The sequence below is a fragment of the Aquimarina brevivitae genome (assembly GCF_004216895.1).
Lineage (GTDB): Bacteria > Bacteroidota > Bacteroidia > Flavobacteriales > Flavobacteriaceae > Aquimarina > Aquimarina brevivitae.
Genome location: NZ_SGXE01000003.1, coordinates 1 through 17,647 on the forward strand (window position 1 = coordinate 1; position 17,647 = coordinate 17,647).

6 protein-coding genes are annotated in these 17,647 nt (G+C 37.3%); all 6 read right to left on the reverse strand.

Translation table 11 applies throughout. From position 1 onward, the window contains the following. Positions 1-3,470, reverse strand: a 3,470-nt coding sequence (locus EV197_RS12440) for a hypothetical protein (RefSeq protein ID WP_207224213.1), incomplete at its 3' end; no start/stop codon positions are given. Positions 3,471-3,818: 348 nt separating this feature from the next. Next, complete coding sequence (locus EV197_RS12445; protein WP_130287117.1) at positions 3,819-5,921, reverse strand: fibronectin type III domain-containing protein; 2,103 nt, start codon at positions 5,919-5,921, stop codon at positions 3,819-3,821. Then, complete coding sequence (locus tag EV197_RS12450; protein ID WP_130287118.1) at positions 5,908-10,545, reverse strand: hypothetical protein; 4,638 nt, start codon at positions 10,543-10,545, stop codon at positions 5,908-5,910. Before EV197_RS12450 ends, EV197_RS12445 begins: the two co-directional genes overlap by 14 nt. 139 nt (positions 10,546-10,684) lie before the next feature. Further along, positions 10,685-11,410 carry a hypothetical protein gene (locus EV197_RS12455; protein WP_130287119.1) on the reverse strand — a complete coding sequence of 242 codons (726 nt, stop codon included), beginning with the start codon at positions 11,408-11,410 and terminating at the stop codon, positions 10,685-10,687. Between the two features lie 2 nt (positions 11,411-11,412). Next, entirely contained in the window at positions 11,413-12,834 is a 1,422-nt protein-coding gene (locus tag EV197_RS12460; protein ID WP_130287120.1) for an EndoU domain-containing protein, read from the reverse strand. 8 nt (positions 12,835-12,842) lie between these two features. After that, positions 12,843-17,639, reverse strand: coding sequence for a fibronectin type III domain-containing protein (locus tag EV197_RS12465; RefSeq protein WP_130287121.1), 4,797 nt, complete (start codon positions 17,637-17,639; stop codon positions 12,843-12,845). Between the last annotated feature and the right edge of the window lie 8 nt (positions 17,640-17,647).

The window sequence follows — 17,647 nt, forward strand, 5'->3', positions numbered from 1 at the left end:
AAGATCGGAATGGTAATCTCCACACTAACCTCCATAGGGGCTGGCTCTATAACTTCATAAGTCGCCGTAGCTGTACACCCATTGGCATCGGTAACTACTACCGTATAGTTTCCTGCGCCCACGCCGGTAAGATCTTCACTCGTTGCACTAAAGCTACCATCTTCGGCCAATGTCCACTGATAACTATAAGGAGCTACTCCTAAATCTGCGGTGATATCTAATGCTCCATTGGTGCCACCAACTGTAGTAGCTGGTTCTCTATTATCCAAAGTAATGGTAATTGCCACAGGTTGGTCAATGGTAATCTCCTGGGGACGATCGATAGTACATCCATTACTATCGCGAAGCCAAACCTGATAGTCTTGTGCGACTAACCCAGTGATGGTGTTGCTACTTAAATCGGATACCGGGGTATATGTACTACCATCTAAAGAATAGAAATAAGGTGCAGTACCTCCTTCAATGTTTAGTGTAATGGTACCATCTGCTGCTGCATAACAGTTTGCATCGGTCTTGGTTAACGATAAGGTCAACACATTGGGCTGGGAAAGCACTTGAATTGCGCTTGTGCTGGTATAATCATCCCAAACCTGTACCTGATAAGTACCAGCGGGTACGTTGGTTAGATTAGCTAAAGTAGCGCCGTTTATTGGATTGAAAGCGCCGTTTTCATTTACAGCCCATTGATAACGATATTGGCCACTTTGATCCAGTAGTCCTCCTTGTACACTTGCTCTTAAACTCCCAACTCCTTCAAAACAATCAATTTGTTGAGTAACAGCTGTGCTTGTTTCTAAGCGATCGGGTTGGGTAACTTCAAACACCCCTTGCGTGGAACAACCGTTAGCATCGCTGATACTTACTGTATATCGCCCTGCGCTTAGATTAGATATATTTTGTGTTGTTGCAGTAAATGTATTATCATTTTCTCTACTCCATTGATAAGTCAAATCTCCTGTTCCTCCGACCACATTAATCAAAATACTAGCTGTACTTCCTCCAAAAATCGTATTATTAATAATGGTATTACTATTTATAAATAGTTCAGCTGGACGAGCAGGTGTATATATACCGCTTGGTGTTGAAGTACAAACGGATGCGGCTGCATCTCTAACTACAAAACGATAGCCTGAAGCAGCGTAGGGAAGCGTAAATTGATTGGACGCTTGCCAAATGGTACTAACACCGTTCCATATACCATATTCATAACTCCCAGAACCGCCTGTAGCCGTAACGGTTGCCGTAGTGGTACCATCATAACATAATAAATCCGGAATAGATACCGAACTTACATTGACCTGAGGTAATGTACCTATCGTTATATTTTGACGAGTACCAAAACCGGTTGGAGAATTGATCTCTACTGTATAACCTGTACCTGTTCCACGTATAATTGTATTACTTATTTCGCCTGTAATTTGAGTCCCGTTTTGGAACCATCGATACGTATAAGGTCCTGGAGCACCTCCGACATTAGTTATCGTAATTCTTCCGTCATCCGAGACGTCACAGGTTGCTGGCGTATTTTGTACGGTAAAAGTAATCGGTACCGGATCTGTTAATTCTGCTAATGGCAAGGTAATTTCGCATCCGTTGCCATCCTGATAACGAACCGTATAACGACCAGCACTTAGTCCACTTAGTAAAAAATTACCTTGTGAAGTTAGGTTTTGGTAGGAAGCTACTGCTAGGTTATTCCTATAGACCCAATATCTATAACCAAAACTTGTTGAGGGCGTACCGCCATTTATAGCAACTACCTCAATTCTACCATCCGTGGCTCCCGGTCGAGTAGGGTTTTGTATCCGGTTTGTTGGCACATTATGGCTGATCGGTGCTTGTAAGCCAGATATACGAACAGTGGTAGTCCCACTAGTATAATTTCTATTCTCACAACCATTAGCATCTATAACACGAATTGTATGATCTCCAGGAGATAAATTAGTAATTGTAACAGAAGAACCACTCATCGTTTGATACGATCCTCCATCCAAACTATAACGATACGGAGCATTACCAGCGGTAACATTTAATTGAAAACTCCCGTCGTTTACGCCATAACATTGCTGATCCGTTATAGTGGACGTTGCCCACTCTAAAGCTGGTGGCGCTTGGACTTCAAAAAAGTAATACTGAGGCACACAAGATGGATTATTGTTTCCCGTATCACTAGTCTCATAAGAGGTAACGATTAGCGCATAATATCCACCCACAAAAGCATCAGGATCACTAGCGGCATTTAAATTCCAATTATACGAGCCAGCGGATAAATTAGCATTGCGAACGTTAACCACATTCTTATATTCAACAGGATATCGATTGTTTACTCTGGTATTAAACTGTTGATCCGTAATTCCTAAACTTGATGCGGAATCTGCATTGGTATAAGGACTTTGACCATCCGCTAGACGTTTTAGTGAGATGGATATTTTTTGATTACTATTAATACCGTCCGCAAAAGGAATTCTTATGTTATTGAACTCATCATAAGAACAAGTCGGCGGAGTGACTACTGGTGGTCCACTGACCGATGGCGCATCGGGCAGAAATCTTACGTTCAACACATTAGTTAAAGGAGAACCCCAAGAACAATTCACCATTCTTATTTGAACATTTCTGCCAACTAATTCATCCAGATCATCTTGATCTGAGTATAGATCAGTAGCTCGTAATTGTATAGTTGGCTGCTCACTTTTACTGGTTATTTCCCTCCAAATTGGGACTAAAATTGTTCTAGGACCAGTATAATTATTTACCGCTTGCTGAGCTTCATCTAAAGCCCTTTCTTGAGGAATACATCGATCTGGGTCTCCGGTAGTTCTTACGCATTCCGTATAATTACCTCTAGCCCTATCCCTTTCCTGCTCTAAGGCACGAAGATCAGGATGCGTTTGTACATCCAGGTTAATTTCGTCGAAAAATTCCCAAGTATAAATTTCAGTTGGAAGATAATCCTTATCTGCAGTAATGGTAACCGCATCACTTAAACATGTCGTATTTATTTCGGTTGGTAAAGTTCCATCTGTGAATTGCAGGTCAATATTTGGAAAGACTCTTACAATCATTCTTCCTGATCGAATCCGACGTACAAAAAGTTCATCCTTATTATATATTCTATAGGAACAGGGTTCGGTAGAAACACTAACTGTTTTTGTAGCTCTATCCGTTTTACAATCCACAACATCATCATCTCGCCCAGTAGAATATACTTCTATCCCTGTGACCTTATTGGAATCACTAAATGTTTCCGTGAACGTAAAGGAAGTATTATGAAAACCACTAGCATCGTGTATTACTCTCCGTGCTCCGCTTTCAAAAAGTAAGGTAACTCTTTGCATTCCGTCTCCCCCAGAACCACATCTATCCCCACGCCCTACGTTACCATTGATAGATATCGTATAATCATCTTGAGCGCTTGTATGAGTGATACCCATCAGAAGAATACCAATCAATAAAATTTTTTTCATCATATTATTTAAGCACAATTTGATATGTATTAACACTACAAAAAACAGCTTATCATAATATGCTACGATATTATTTTGTTTGACAAGGTTACCCCTAACCTTATCAGTTGTGAAAATAAGCTGTGCTGATAGTTATATCTAAAAAATTATTGTTTCCTATAATAAGTCGGCGAAATTATTCTTTTACAACGAGTTACCAAAATTATTTTTTAACATTTTTATAACAAAAAACTTGGTCAACTAAATTCATTACAGTGTGACAAAATAATTGATTTATCTAAGGAAAATCCTAACCGTTTTCCGTGATTTTTAAGAACGCTATTATCTAAACTTCAATTATTAATTTATTTATCAATAATTCACCTCTACCTTAGCAATCTTTGATCTACTTCCATTAGCAAATACAGCCTGTAATAAATAGGTATACTTTGTATTGATCAACAAATCCCGATCAATAAATCTCTTTTGGTCAGCTTCAAAAACTTTATACAAAGTAGGCTGTTCACCTTCTTTAGCTCTAAACAATTGAAATTCTGAAACATTTTGTTGTCGATACCCCCAACTCAAGTTGATCTGCTGCAATTCTCTATTTACTGCACTATTAAAACGATTAATCTCCTCATTAACCTCAGCCGCGGGAATACTGAGTTGCACCGGAACAATGGGTTCGGATTCTAAACCAGAATCATCGACCGTTAGCAGTGTATACAAATAACCAGTAGCTGCCTTTACTTCGGTATCTACAAATGAAGTGTCCGCTATTGGTATTTCACCAACTAGTTGCCAGTCCTCTTCTGATCCTTGCACTTTTCTATAGATGACCGTTTTTACAGCATCCTGACTACTACTAGGTGTCCATTGTAATGCTACACTGTCATCCTCAACTTTAAAGGCTTTGATAACAGGTGGCGTTGGTGGAATGATATCCGGGCGTTTTAATTCTAAAATTTCAGAAAAGCCAGACGGGTTATATCGCTTATCAAATGCCTGTACTTTGTAATACACTTTTTTAACCAAAGTTTTCACAGGTATCGTATCGATTATTGTGTTATAAGGGGTAGGTTTAAACGTAATCTGTGTAAATTCTTCTTCTTCTAAATTCGCTCTAAATACTCTATATCCTAAAAAATCAGGTTCTATGTTTTGATTCCACTTTAAGGTCACGACTCCAGTCGAATCAATAACCCCTGATAGACCAACTGGATCCGCAGGTGGAGTAGTGTCACTAGGTTGCACCATTGATGGAAACGAGTTTCTAGTACTTCCATCCAATCCTACCGCAGTAATGCGATAATAGTTTATTGCCTCAATTGAGGTTGTGGTAAGTGAACGTTTATTTTTATCAACTTTAGTCACAATTGGAACATAATCCCCCTTTGCTTGATTGGCTCTTGACACTACAAAATGTGATAAGGCTTCCATACCGTCTTGCGGAAATTCCCATTTTAGTACTACACTTTGCTCGTCCTTGGACAAGGTTGCATCAATTAAAGCCGGATTGTAATATTGTCCTTTAACACCTTTACCGCTGACAGTATTTGACACTGGACCTTGTTCTCCGAAAGGAGATATTCCTTTAAGTCGGTATTGATATTCTTTATTATTTTGTGGAATACTATCCATATATACCATTCGCCCGGTATTTTGAACTTCTGGATCGCTCAATGGTGTTAGCGGCTCTTTAGAAACTGGACTAAAACTTTTACCCAAATCATCTGAACGTTCTAAGATATAACTATTGTATTGGGCTTCTAAAATTTTGTAATTCCAGGTTAACAACACATTTTGATCCTTAAACACACCTACAAACTCTTGTGGCATGGGTAATTTTTTTACATCCGCTAAACCTATATAGGCAGCACCATTAGTAACTTGTAGTTTTTCTGCTGGGATTGCGGGAATAATTTTGTACAAATAGCGCTCTCCTTGCACTAAATTGCTGTCTTCAAAGGCAAGGCCCGACCATTGTGCTACTTCATAATTATTATCCGCTGCATACAACGCAAATGCAAATCGCTGTTCTAACATTTGGGCTTGATTAAGAATTTGCATCATTGGGTTTCCTCCCTCCTGCATATCCACTTCAAAATCATCTCCATATAAGGCCTGTGCTGCTATCGCAGCATTATCATTTTGATCCACAAAAGACTCCCACTCCATCATTGGTCTTGGTTTAATTGGAGTGGCCGTTAGTCTTTTAATCTCGCGCTGCTCTAGTACCTGTCCATCTTTTAAAATGGTATGGCGCTCAATGTGATACCCAAACTCATTGGCATATTTCCACAGGGTGGGTGTATTTGGCGCCCACCTCAACTTTATGGAATTGTCAATTACTCTTGCTATTACCTTAACTGATGGTTCTTCATCACCTATAGGTTGCTGCGCATAACTAGCGTTCAGGCAGCATAATGTTATTACTAGTAATAGCGTTCCTTTAATTTTAATTAGGCCCATATTGCTTATTGAAATATTCTATTTTTTTCGTTCTCCCTTTTTCCATACCTCCAGGCAATATATATTTATATTCCGCATCATAATCTCCATATTCCATCATTGGGAACGGACCTGAAAGTAAATCTGTATACTGTGCTAGTTGTGATGGTGGCATATTAGAATTTGCTAGCTTCACTACTAAATCTTCATAGTCCTCATAGAAATAATAGGTAAGATTATAACGATACGGATTGTTCAATGTAAGATCTGTATTGATATCATTTTCTAAATAGGTTAAATACCACGTCATTGGCTCTACCCCTTCTATCGGAGGAATACCTACTTTTTCTGTATCCCTATCTACGGTTATATTTTCTGCTATCGGATAGTTTTCATAGATCAGTGGATAAATATCATCATTGTAATACTTATTGTTTAACACAGCACGAACTACAACTAAAGGTTGATCGCCTGTAAAACGAGTTCCTATTAACTCTTCTATATCAAAAGGTTCTTGATGATCAATTTTATTAGATAATGTCAATCCATATGGATAGCTGGTAAATTCATAGGAATCATCAACCTTTCTCATAGCATCAATCTTTTTCTGAAAGGTTTTGTATTCACTGGTATGGAATCCAAAATTTAACAGTTCTCGCTCATCCCCTCGTACCTTTAACTGACTGATGGTATTGGTTCGGATGGATACGGTATTTCCATCCTCTTCTTCATCATCCAATTTTGTAGTCGAATAGGTAGCTGTTGTATCTTCTGTATCCTGGTCTCCAGGTGGTACAAGCGATAGCATTAAGCTATAGGTACTTTGTAGCTCCATGTTTCTTGGCAGTACAAAACTGAGTTGCTTCTGTGCTGCATTGTAACCAAACGTGACTTTTTCTTCTGCAGCGGTTTCCGCCTTTATAGTCACCGATTTTTCCCAATCTGGAACAGGATCAAATAAATAAGATTGGCCTCGTTTAAGTTTTACATATCCGTTTTCATACTGATCTATATAAAAATTTTGTTGATCGATAACCGGGTACATATATTCAATATTAGACAAGGGTATATTATCTGGTGCTTCGCCAGTTTCAAAACCAAATTCTTTTATTTCTGTCGCTGGAGCACCATTGTCTTTAATAACTTGCCAATTTCCATTTAAAAATTCTTCAAAATGTACCTGAACCACACCTGTTAATTTGGAGTTTGGCGGTAATATTTCGTGAGAATAAAATGTAGCCAAGTCATTACCGTAGCCCCATTCGATTTCGCCTTCTATTGCTTGACCATTATGTAACGTCTCGAATTTATCTAGGATGATTTTATACTTGTGATCACCAGTATCATCTGGTAATTCAAATACCTTGTTTACAGGTAAGTTAAATGAAACCTGTGGAGCGGCAAATACATCTACATTGGTAGCATCTTTTTTAGGCTGAATATCTCCAATGACTACAATACCATCCAAAGCAGATTCTCCTACTACTTCACATTTATTACCAACTTCTACCTTAAATCGGAAACTTCCTTTTACCAAGCCTCCTAAAAGCTTGTATTTTCCTTTGAGATATCCTCGTAACCAGGTTGGGTTAGGAAGTCGGGCCTGAACCAGAACTGCTCCACTACCCGAAAAGACGTTTATTTTTTTGCGTTTACCAAATATTTTAACCTTAAGCCCTACGTGCCCTTGTAAATAAGCATAAGCCTGGCCGTTAGCATACCAACCACCCATACCTATTGGTTCTGACGATCCTTTACAGTGCGCTTCTCCGTAGTCCTTCAACATAATATCAAAACCAAATCCGGCATCAAAACGTGCATAAAAGATTAAGAACTTTAGATCTCCTGTAGACATCGCCCAATGCATCCCCATTGCCATACCTCGACCAGAATCTAATCGATTTAGATCTCGCGTATAGTCGAGTTGAGCTGCATCTACTCCTAAAAGTTGTGCTACCATTGGTGGCGGAGGCGGACTACCTGGTAAATCTTTACCAGTCATAAAGTACGCTCGGGTTTCTTCCTTAAGAATACCAATATCTAACTTTGTACCAATAGGATCCTCAGGTGTTCCTATAAGAATATGCCAAGTGTCTGGCCCCACGTAGAAGTCCATCCATCCTGCTCTTCCATTAGGTCCTATACCTTTTAAGAACCCTAAATTAACATAAAGCTCTGAAGTAGCGTGGAAGATATCATTAACAAAGTCGTGTTTTATAAATACATTGGCTGCTATACGGCCTTCTGGTTGATACGAAGCGATAACGCTATCCGCTCCATTGGCTAACACGCCTAGTTTATCCGTTAGTTTTTCGTAGAAATTACCTGGGATACTCGAAATCAAATTTCCTTCACCCTTAAAATAAACTTCTTCCACTCCACCAGATCGCCTAAAGGAAATACCAAATTCCAAAGTCGCATTAAATAACCCCTCTGAATTTTGCGTAATAATCCCCACACTGGCTTTCATACCAAAACCATTTTGTTCACTAGGCTCATAGACGACACCTGAGATGGAAGTTCCTATGTTTTCAAAGGCACCATTGGCACTACGATCAATACCTGCCATTTCCATACGGTTATAGAACCCTCCACCAAAATAGTTAATTGCGAAACCTGTGAAAATAGGAATTGGTGTTGGAAGGGTTACTCCAGCATCTGCATACCAATATCTATACGTATCCGTGCGTCCAAATAGCGCTTTGGCTTCTACCTCGAGCTCCATACCCATTGTAAATTTAGCACCTAAGGCACCGGCAAATCCCTTACCGTAGGTAGGATCGTCTTCGAAGATAAAAATGGCTCCCTTAAGCTCAAGCCCAGCAACTTGCATTTGTACATTAAGCCTTTCGAGATCTATACCATCGTATTTCCAGCGTTCTCGGCCGCCTTCATCCTGCAGTTTTGCTTTGATAGCAAGCCTACAACCTCCTCCATTACCTCCATCAGATTCTGAAGTTAGGTTGACACTAAAATCAACGATAAGTTTAGCTTCCTCTCCACTTAATTGTAATCCCACTTCATTTAAACTAACCGGAAAGTTGGCTAATTTTTGCTTGCCTTGATATCCAAAATATTCAACCGAAAACTTAGGTGCTTCCGTTTGAATGACCATTTTTTCAAAAACAATACCCTTAAAGTTTACCGTTTTATCATCTCCCTGTTCACTTTCTTTTTTAAGATCAGAGCTTATACTCACGGAGCCATTTAGACTGGCTTTGGGTCTAAACTCATCATCCTTTATCTTCATTTCCACAAAAGAATCTGGTGTTAGGTTCACTTTGGCGTTCCACACATCAAAATCTAAATCTTCGGTATTGGATACTTGAAAGGTATACTCATCGGGTTGAATCACGGCATTATATTTCAATCGACCTACCTTAGAAACTGGTAGAATCATTTCGCCATTAAAAGCACCTTCGGTAATTGAATTTCTGCGTAATCCTACTTTAAAGTAATCTAATGAAAACTGCCATTTCGATGCTGATCCTTCATCAATGGATAAAATATTTTCACCTTCGAAAGTACCGGTAACTCCAGCATCATCAATAATCATTTTGGTACCTGTAAAAGAGATACGTTCATTGCTGTTTTTATTCTTAAAGGCTTTTGGCAAAAGCACTTTTAGACTTTCTACATACACTCCTCTCCACAAATTAGGACTATTGGAATAATAGGTATTGATATAATCCTGTGGTACGGCTTCATCATTGCGCAAATCACTAAAGTCCAGTACCGCCGTATTTAATTTAAAGGTTGTTCCCTCTAACCCTTTGACACCAAATTCGGGTAAGGTCACATTTGCTACCCAATCGTTCCAATCCGCAACCTGCGTTTTAAAAGAACCCTCTAATCGTTTAGTTTCAACCTTTTTACCATCTTCATTTACCGGAAAAATTATATCACTATGAAAGGAGACATCTGCATCTAAGAACAATTCCTTAAACCCATCACAATCCATAGTGGCATAGGTTTTGGGCTCAGAAAAACTACCATTAAGAGTCAGTAGTATTTTTTCTTGATTGATATTGATGGTAAACTTGGAGATCAAGTTCAATTTGGCTTCGCCTACAATACCGCCATCGTGAGACAACTTAATATCCTGTGCGCCTAAAATCAAAGTCCCTCTGGCCGTTTCTACTTTTAAAAAGGCAGTCAACTCCGCGTATGAAGGTTTAAAACTAGCCTTAGCGATACCTACGGTATATTTGGTATTACTAATCGTTTTTGGAGCGATCGCAACCGGCAGTTGCGCTAAATTATCCCCGGTCAGTACGTCGATATAGTTTTGATTTTCCTCGATGGTGGCAAAGGTGCTTTGCGCCAGCTCTAACCAGTCCTGGTTGGTCGCTGCATTGGCACCATCAAACTGAAACCCTTTAGTCTTAGGTTTTGACACAGCGGGTGCTACTCGGATCGTTGGGGTGTCATACTTATCGAGCGAAGCAAACTTACGAAAGGTTTTTACTGGGGGGTTTGGTTTTTTAACCTTCTTCTTAGCTATTGGGGTAGCTATCGAATCTTTTGTTATAATCTCAGTTCTATTTCTTAGATTATCGGATAAGGTGTTCTCATTGGCTTGTATTGAAGTCAATGCAAAACAAAAAAGAAAGGATAACGCTAGGTTTGGAATAATCTTATTCATAGGTCTATGTGAAAATAAGTTGGTCAGCATAAGTGTAAACAAAAACTTAAAATTTGATATGTTTTACAATATTAGTTACTAATGGATTCGATTTTATAACGGTTTTCTGGGGTTTTCTAAATTCATTCTTTTTCTTTATCTAAACTTCTTTACCTAAATCGATTCTTAGCAATCCTGATACTTCACAGATATCTCTTCCTGGTTGATACTCTCCTAATGAAAAAAACATCATATACTTTTCTTGGCATGAATCACAAGAAAGCAATTCATAAAGTGTTGGTAATTTTTGGATTATATAGTACTTACTAATTGCCTTATCATATCTGACTATGTCATTTTTGAGAAGATATTCTACATCAATTTTACCTAATTCTACCAAATCATTAAAATTTCTTCCCGTTTGATAATTAATTATATCTACATTGTTATTACAACAACATTTTAAACAATTAAAGTGGATAGTAACCTTTGGATGGTTATATTCAAAATGTTTCTCTTTTAAAATGACTATATCTAAAAAATTTATATTAGTTACACTAAAAATCAATTCATTTAAATTATCAAGACTTGTTAAGTTTTTCCTTTTAATATTTATTAATTCTTTAATAGCTTTAAAAAATAGAGTTGTTTTCTCCTCACCTATAACCTTATCCAAATCTTCGATAATTACTTTTTGATTATCAAAATTGACCGTTATTATATTTTTACTAAAGGAGGAACTAGAATACTTACCTTCTAAGACATTATTCATATCCTTAATAATAGTATCTAACTCAGATATTGAAAAATCATTTAACTCACCTGATAATATCCAGTACCTATGCTCTAAAGAAATAATACCTTCCTTATTTATTTTATAATTCATAATTACTTCTTTACCGGGAAATATGAACCTATTTCTCCATTCTGATTTAAATAGAAATGTATTTCCACATTGCCATCTTCTGAAAACCCATAATATTCATTTTTGTTATTACCTGGAACCTTTCCCCTATTATTTTGAATTGCGTATTCGACTTCCTGCAATATCTTAGTAATACTCCAATTTTCAGGAAAGAAAGTTGAAGTACCTGCAAACTTTCCTGGTTCATATTCAACAATCTTTCCGTTTGTTTTTACATATGCTATATTTTCGATTATTATTATTGGTTGCCCCTCGTAAACTTCATTATTAGAAAGAGAATTAGGTTTATTTTTAATAAAATAAGAGCCACCATTATTTTCTACAAATTCTTGTAATGCTTTTTCTGTATGGCAACCTGTAAAACCTTTTAACTCATTTCCTTGATAATTTCTTGTCTTGTTAAGACCTTCAACACTTAAGACATGAGTTTTTTTTGCTAAAACCTTTTCTCTTACATTGTCAATTTCAACCCGCCCTATTACATCACCGACTAAACTAGAATATTTTCCACTAGGTGAATCTTTAATAGTGATTTTAATATACCCTTCTTCTGCTAGCTGACTGAAAGTTTTTGGGTATCCACTGCTCTCTACTGGTATATCCCAAGATGTTTGCTTTCCATTTCCCACTAAGCCAAACCAAGGAATTACATCTGCCAATTCCCCTTCAAATGGCAGATCTTTGAGAACCTCTATTTCATAATAAAAATCATAATCAGACTTTGGTCTATCTAAAGCTCTTTGGGCAAATTCATAAGGTGTACCATCATTTTTTAGTGGACTTGTAAATCCACTCCTAAAAATTGGTATATCATTTTCAAATCCAGCTGAATCGTCTGTATATCGATCAAACTTCATGCCTTTTGAAAGTGAAATTTTCTCGATATTATATCCACCATAAGCTGGTGGCCATTTAATATTATTATCTGTAAATAATTTCTCTAGTTCTGCCCAGTTTTTTTCTTTATATAATATCCAAGCACTTAGTTGAACTTCTTCTGATGATTGGAAAGATTTATAAAAATTAGATTTAGATATCCCTGAAGAGTTATTGAACCAGCTTGAAAACGATCCAACTGCTTTTATTTCATCTTCTACTACTTTAAGCCCCTTAGAGGTTAAAGAAATGTACTCGCCGAGTTCTTTTAAAATATCAAGATTTAGTCTGTCTGCACTTTGATCTGCTTTATACAATACTTTCCAAGCATCATACGCTTGTTCTGGACTGGCTTCAAAATGTTTAAAGACCTCGTCAGAATTTTTAGTTACCAACTCGCTATTCAAAGCATCTAGAGAGCATTCTCCCTGAGCTAAGACAGACTGAAAACTGAGCGCTATAAATAAAGCGACTACTACATTATTGATGTAAAATTTTAAATTCTTCATGTGTCAAATTATTTACAGTTTGGCCTAGTAGTTTTTATTTTATCGATAATACTGCTCGCTCTAAATTCTGGAGTCTTAAAGCGTGCTAAATAATTTTTTAAAGTGGATTTGGTTACCTGACTAATCCCTCCTTGCTGATCAATTGATCTATCGGTTCTTGTAACGAGATCGTCAAACTTTTTAGAGGTAATCAACCCTAAATCTGGTAACGAAGCTATAAGTGAAATTAATTGAATATTAGCTCTAGTTTCTTTGGATAACGCACTGGCATTCATTGCAGTTTCTAATGCTCCTAATGCAGAACCTGCAACATCTGCAACAACAATAGTTTTTCTAATAATATTACCAGTAGTAAATAAAATTTTGATTCCACCAATACCAACAGCAAAAGAAATTACGTCCGCAGCCAGCCAAGCAGAGTTCTCAGCAACTTGATTCCAATTACTATTGCTGATCGCAAAAGCGTGTATCATCGGCAAGTTTAATATGGTACCTTTTTTGAAGTCTTGTCCTAAAAACGTGAAATCATCAGCCACATAAACCAAGACCTCTTTATTATATGGTATTGTTGCTCCATTAGCTTTAATGTTAATTTTATCAACAACATTTGAGGAGAAGTTATCAAACTGGAATATATTTGACTCTAGTTGAAGTATGGAGTCGCTATCATAATCATTCTGAGAAGCAAGTTCCATATCCAGAAGTTCTTTTTCAGTTATTCCTTTTAGTTCCTTCGCTTCAATTGATTGCTGACCTACCCAAGCCAGAAATTTACTTAAACGATCTCCGGAAAGATTTTTGTATATGATCTTTAACCCCACTTTTTCAATCTCTCTTAATACTCTACTACTTCCTTGGGGTACACTAAATGCTACCTTCATTAGCGCATCGCTTTGAACATTTTTAAGCACTGGATCTAAATCATCTTGTACCTCCGAATTTTCTAGTATTGCTATTAATACTTTAAGCATTGTGGAGTAACCTACTTTCCTTAAAGATTCAGAGTTTTCATAATTATTTATATGATTAATTATTTCCGATATTTCCTGTTTTATTAATTGATTTCCACCGTTACCCTTATACCTAACCCAAAATTGAGTATTTTCATTTTGATGATTAACAATAAATGCGTCGTATCTATCCTTAAACTTATTTAGATAATCATACGTTTGATCGTGGTTAGTTAAATAATTATTTTTTATATCTTGACGATTATATCTCCCTAAATCATATTTCAGAAACGCTGCCCAATCGTACAAACTTTCTGCGCTTGCATATTTATCTTCATAATATGGGTTTTTAAAGGTAACTGTATAAGGTAATAGCCAGTTTAAAGCGCCTGATTGCTCAAAGTAATAATTATCTATTTTAATTTTCCTTTTATCAGATTGTGTGAAGCGAGCAAATGCCTCTTGATTTTTATCTCTTTTTTCAGCTATTTCAAAAACTATTTTAAAATCGTTTAATGTACTGCAATCTTCAATTAACATTTCTGTGAATAACAGATTTATTGAAGCCAGTCGATCAAGTTTTTCTTGATTTGATTGCATTGATGAAAATATTTTCAAAAACGCATCTTGCTCTCTGGTTTCAATATTACCGTAACTTTCTTTGATAATTATATTTACAATATTCCACTTTTGAACATCATTGGTTAGCTTAGCAATAATATTCGCAAGGGTATCTAAAAAATAAGTTTTATTATCATCTCCATAAAATGCAAACTCATCATCCATTCGATCCAACAAATTCTTTAAAGCACTAAAATCATCTGATGCTAATATATTATTGTGGAACTCAGAATACTTTTCCTCAGGAACACTTACCAACAATTTAAGTATCGCCTTTTCCAAGTCATCATCAATACTAGTTTCAACTATTAACTTATTTAGTAATTTTTCAAGTACCGTAAAATCTAAGTACTTGAGTGCACAAATGTTTTCGATGTTATTTATGGTATCCTCTATTAAAGAGACCTCTGCATTAGCAATATTCTGGCTAAGCTCTTTTAATTTTTCCACATACTGCAAATCTGAATCCTTTATAACAGTTTCTCCACATTTAGATTGAGCATCAGTATAGGGGTTTTCTGCAGCCCCATCCTCATCTCCTTGGAACCAATACAGCTTAAACCCATCGGCATACATCTGTTTCCAATCCATATGGGTTAATTGGGTACCGGAACCATAATCCATTAAGAATTCTGTCTCGCCTTCTGTTGTTCCGTAAGTTTTAAACGTATGCTCTAATCCAAACACCCCGTGACCTAACTCGTGTGCTGCCACTTTACCCTGGTTGGAATTTGAAAACACAAATCCAAACTGACTTTTTAGTGGCATAAATCCATCGAGGCCCTCGTTATTGGTTGGTAAGTCACTGATGAACAAATAGTAAGTTTCCTCGGCCACTGTAGTGTTTTCTTTATAATAATCTATAACGGCATTTTCTTCGGGAGAATACCATGATAAGTAACCACTATCTCCTACATCAAAGACTCCATCATCTTTCCAAAGGGCTTCTGGGAGTTGAAGTGGTGAAGCGGTAGTAATTTCAAAATTAACCCCTGATTTGTTATAAATTGTGTTGATCTGATTGGCTAAATCCCCAGGAACTTGCGCATTGTTTATCGGAACCAGTACTAGTTTGATATTAGCTAAAGAAGCATCTAAATGCACTAACTTAAAGGTACCTACTACCTCATATTTCCCTTCTTCTATTTTTGAAGGTACCGTAGCAAAAATCTCTTGCTCTGCATATTTCATCGTTTGCTGAAGACTTAATTCGACTTTATTATCTTTCCATTCTCCGTTTAGGTTTATCTTAATCCCTTCTTTGGTTTTAAATACCACATCTTCAAGCTTGTAATCCTCGTTAATAATAACAGCTTCGGCGGTAATCGTATCATCGCCCTTAAGCTTGGAGACGGCTTTGTAGATTATGGAATAAGTATCCTCTCCTAAAGGTAAAGTAGGGTATTGACTTAACAGGTTTTGATTCTCTACATCAGGAGCAGCATCATAGGCATATGTACCAGATTCTTTAAAACTAATGCGAATACCTAAATCTTCTATTTGATCTACAGAAGAACCACTGCCTCCCTCATTTCCTGAAACGATTGGTCCTCCTGGAGCTGTTTCACCTTGCGTAATCGTTCCATCCTCAGATACGGTATACGTATTACCTTCACTGTCTGTAATTACAGTATCCACTCCACCGGGTAGTGTACCGGATTCTCCGTTGGTACCGGTTATTTCTATACCTCCATTTTCATTGATAACTATTTCTTCAATTTCGTAGTCAAGTTCAACACTGTCTATGGTACCATCATCGCCATTAATCGTTTCATCAATATCAATATCTACATCCACGGTCATTTCTTCTCCTTCACCAAAATCACCATCATGTACCGTTACCACTTCGCCCTGAGCTAGTTGATTATCCGTATTGACTAAAACACCTTCATAGGTAACCGCAAATCGAGCATATTTTAAGTATGGAATCTGCACAAATCCTTTACCAGAGATGACGCCATTGGACTGACTAGAAATCTCGGTAAGTGTTATGATAAAATCACCAGCCGTAATACGATCCCCAGTATTTAATCCTGGGTGTGGATCGCGGTTACTGATTGCTACTTCATCTGGCACAATACCGCAATTGTAATCCGCACTTTCATCTTCTTCTGTCGCAGTAGTTACTTCTTGTACTTCGCTAAAGGGGCTTTCTTCATATTTACATTTACCCGCCACTTGATACTCATAGGTGGTTCCGGGTTTTAGGTGCCAAACCGTTGCCCAACCGCTATTGGTTTTCATAGTAAACCATTGCGCTCCGGGTTTATTAGCTTCGCGATAGCGAATAATGTATTCACTGTATAAAGCAGGATTTTCTTCCCAATAGACATTGATTTTTGACATTCCCTGGGCTTGCGCTGCTACTCCATTAGGGACAGCACAAGGCTCGGTGCGCGAAAACCAAAAGATTTCACTTTTACCCTCATTTCTGAACAAGCCTATTTCTTCTGCACCTTGTAAGGCTTTAGCTCTTACTTGCCACGCATATCTTTTATCTGTTAATAAGGGGGGTAGACTGGGTCCATATACAAATGAGCTGCTTCTGGTAGTTGTTTGAAAAATTGGTGGTGAAGATAAAAAAGCAGTTTGCGGATCTACTCCATCATCCCAAATCTCCACTATGCTCAATTCGTATTCTACATTACTTACATTGATCTGTCTGGGCGTCCATTGAAAAACAATATTATCCACGGCTTGTGGCTCAATATTTACTTTATTCAAGGGAAGGTTTAATAAAGGAGGATCATTTCTAAAAATATAGGTATTTGCACAAGTTAATTCGGATAAACGATTGCCCGTCATGAAATCAAATACTTCGAAACAAAACTGGTAGCTACCTTCTGGAATTACCTGTCCATATACATTAGGGTTGATTCCTTGGATATTTTGCAATTCAAAATACGGTGCTAACTCTACATTAGTCAATCTCAGAGGTTCTCCACCACTAATAAATAAAGGTGCTGCACCAACAACTACATCGGTACTTCTGAAGCTTAACCCATTACCTTGAAAAGCGATACGTAGCGCAATTTGTCTATCTGATATGGTAATATCATTAAGAATAAGCTGAACACGCAGCGGGCTATTCAATGTAGTGGCATCTGCGTAATTGTAAAAATAAACGGGCGCCGGTGAGTTGACTTGTGGTATTACAATTATAGGAAAACGCTGAGCGGATGCCTGAAAATAAACCAATAAAAATGCACAAAGAACAAATAAAGTTTTCTTCATAGGTTAAG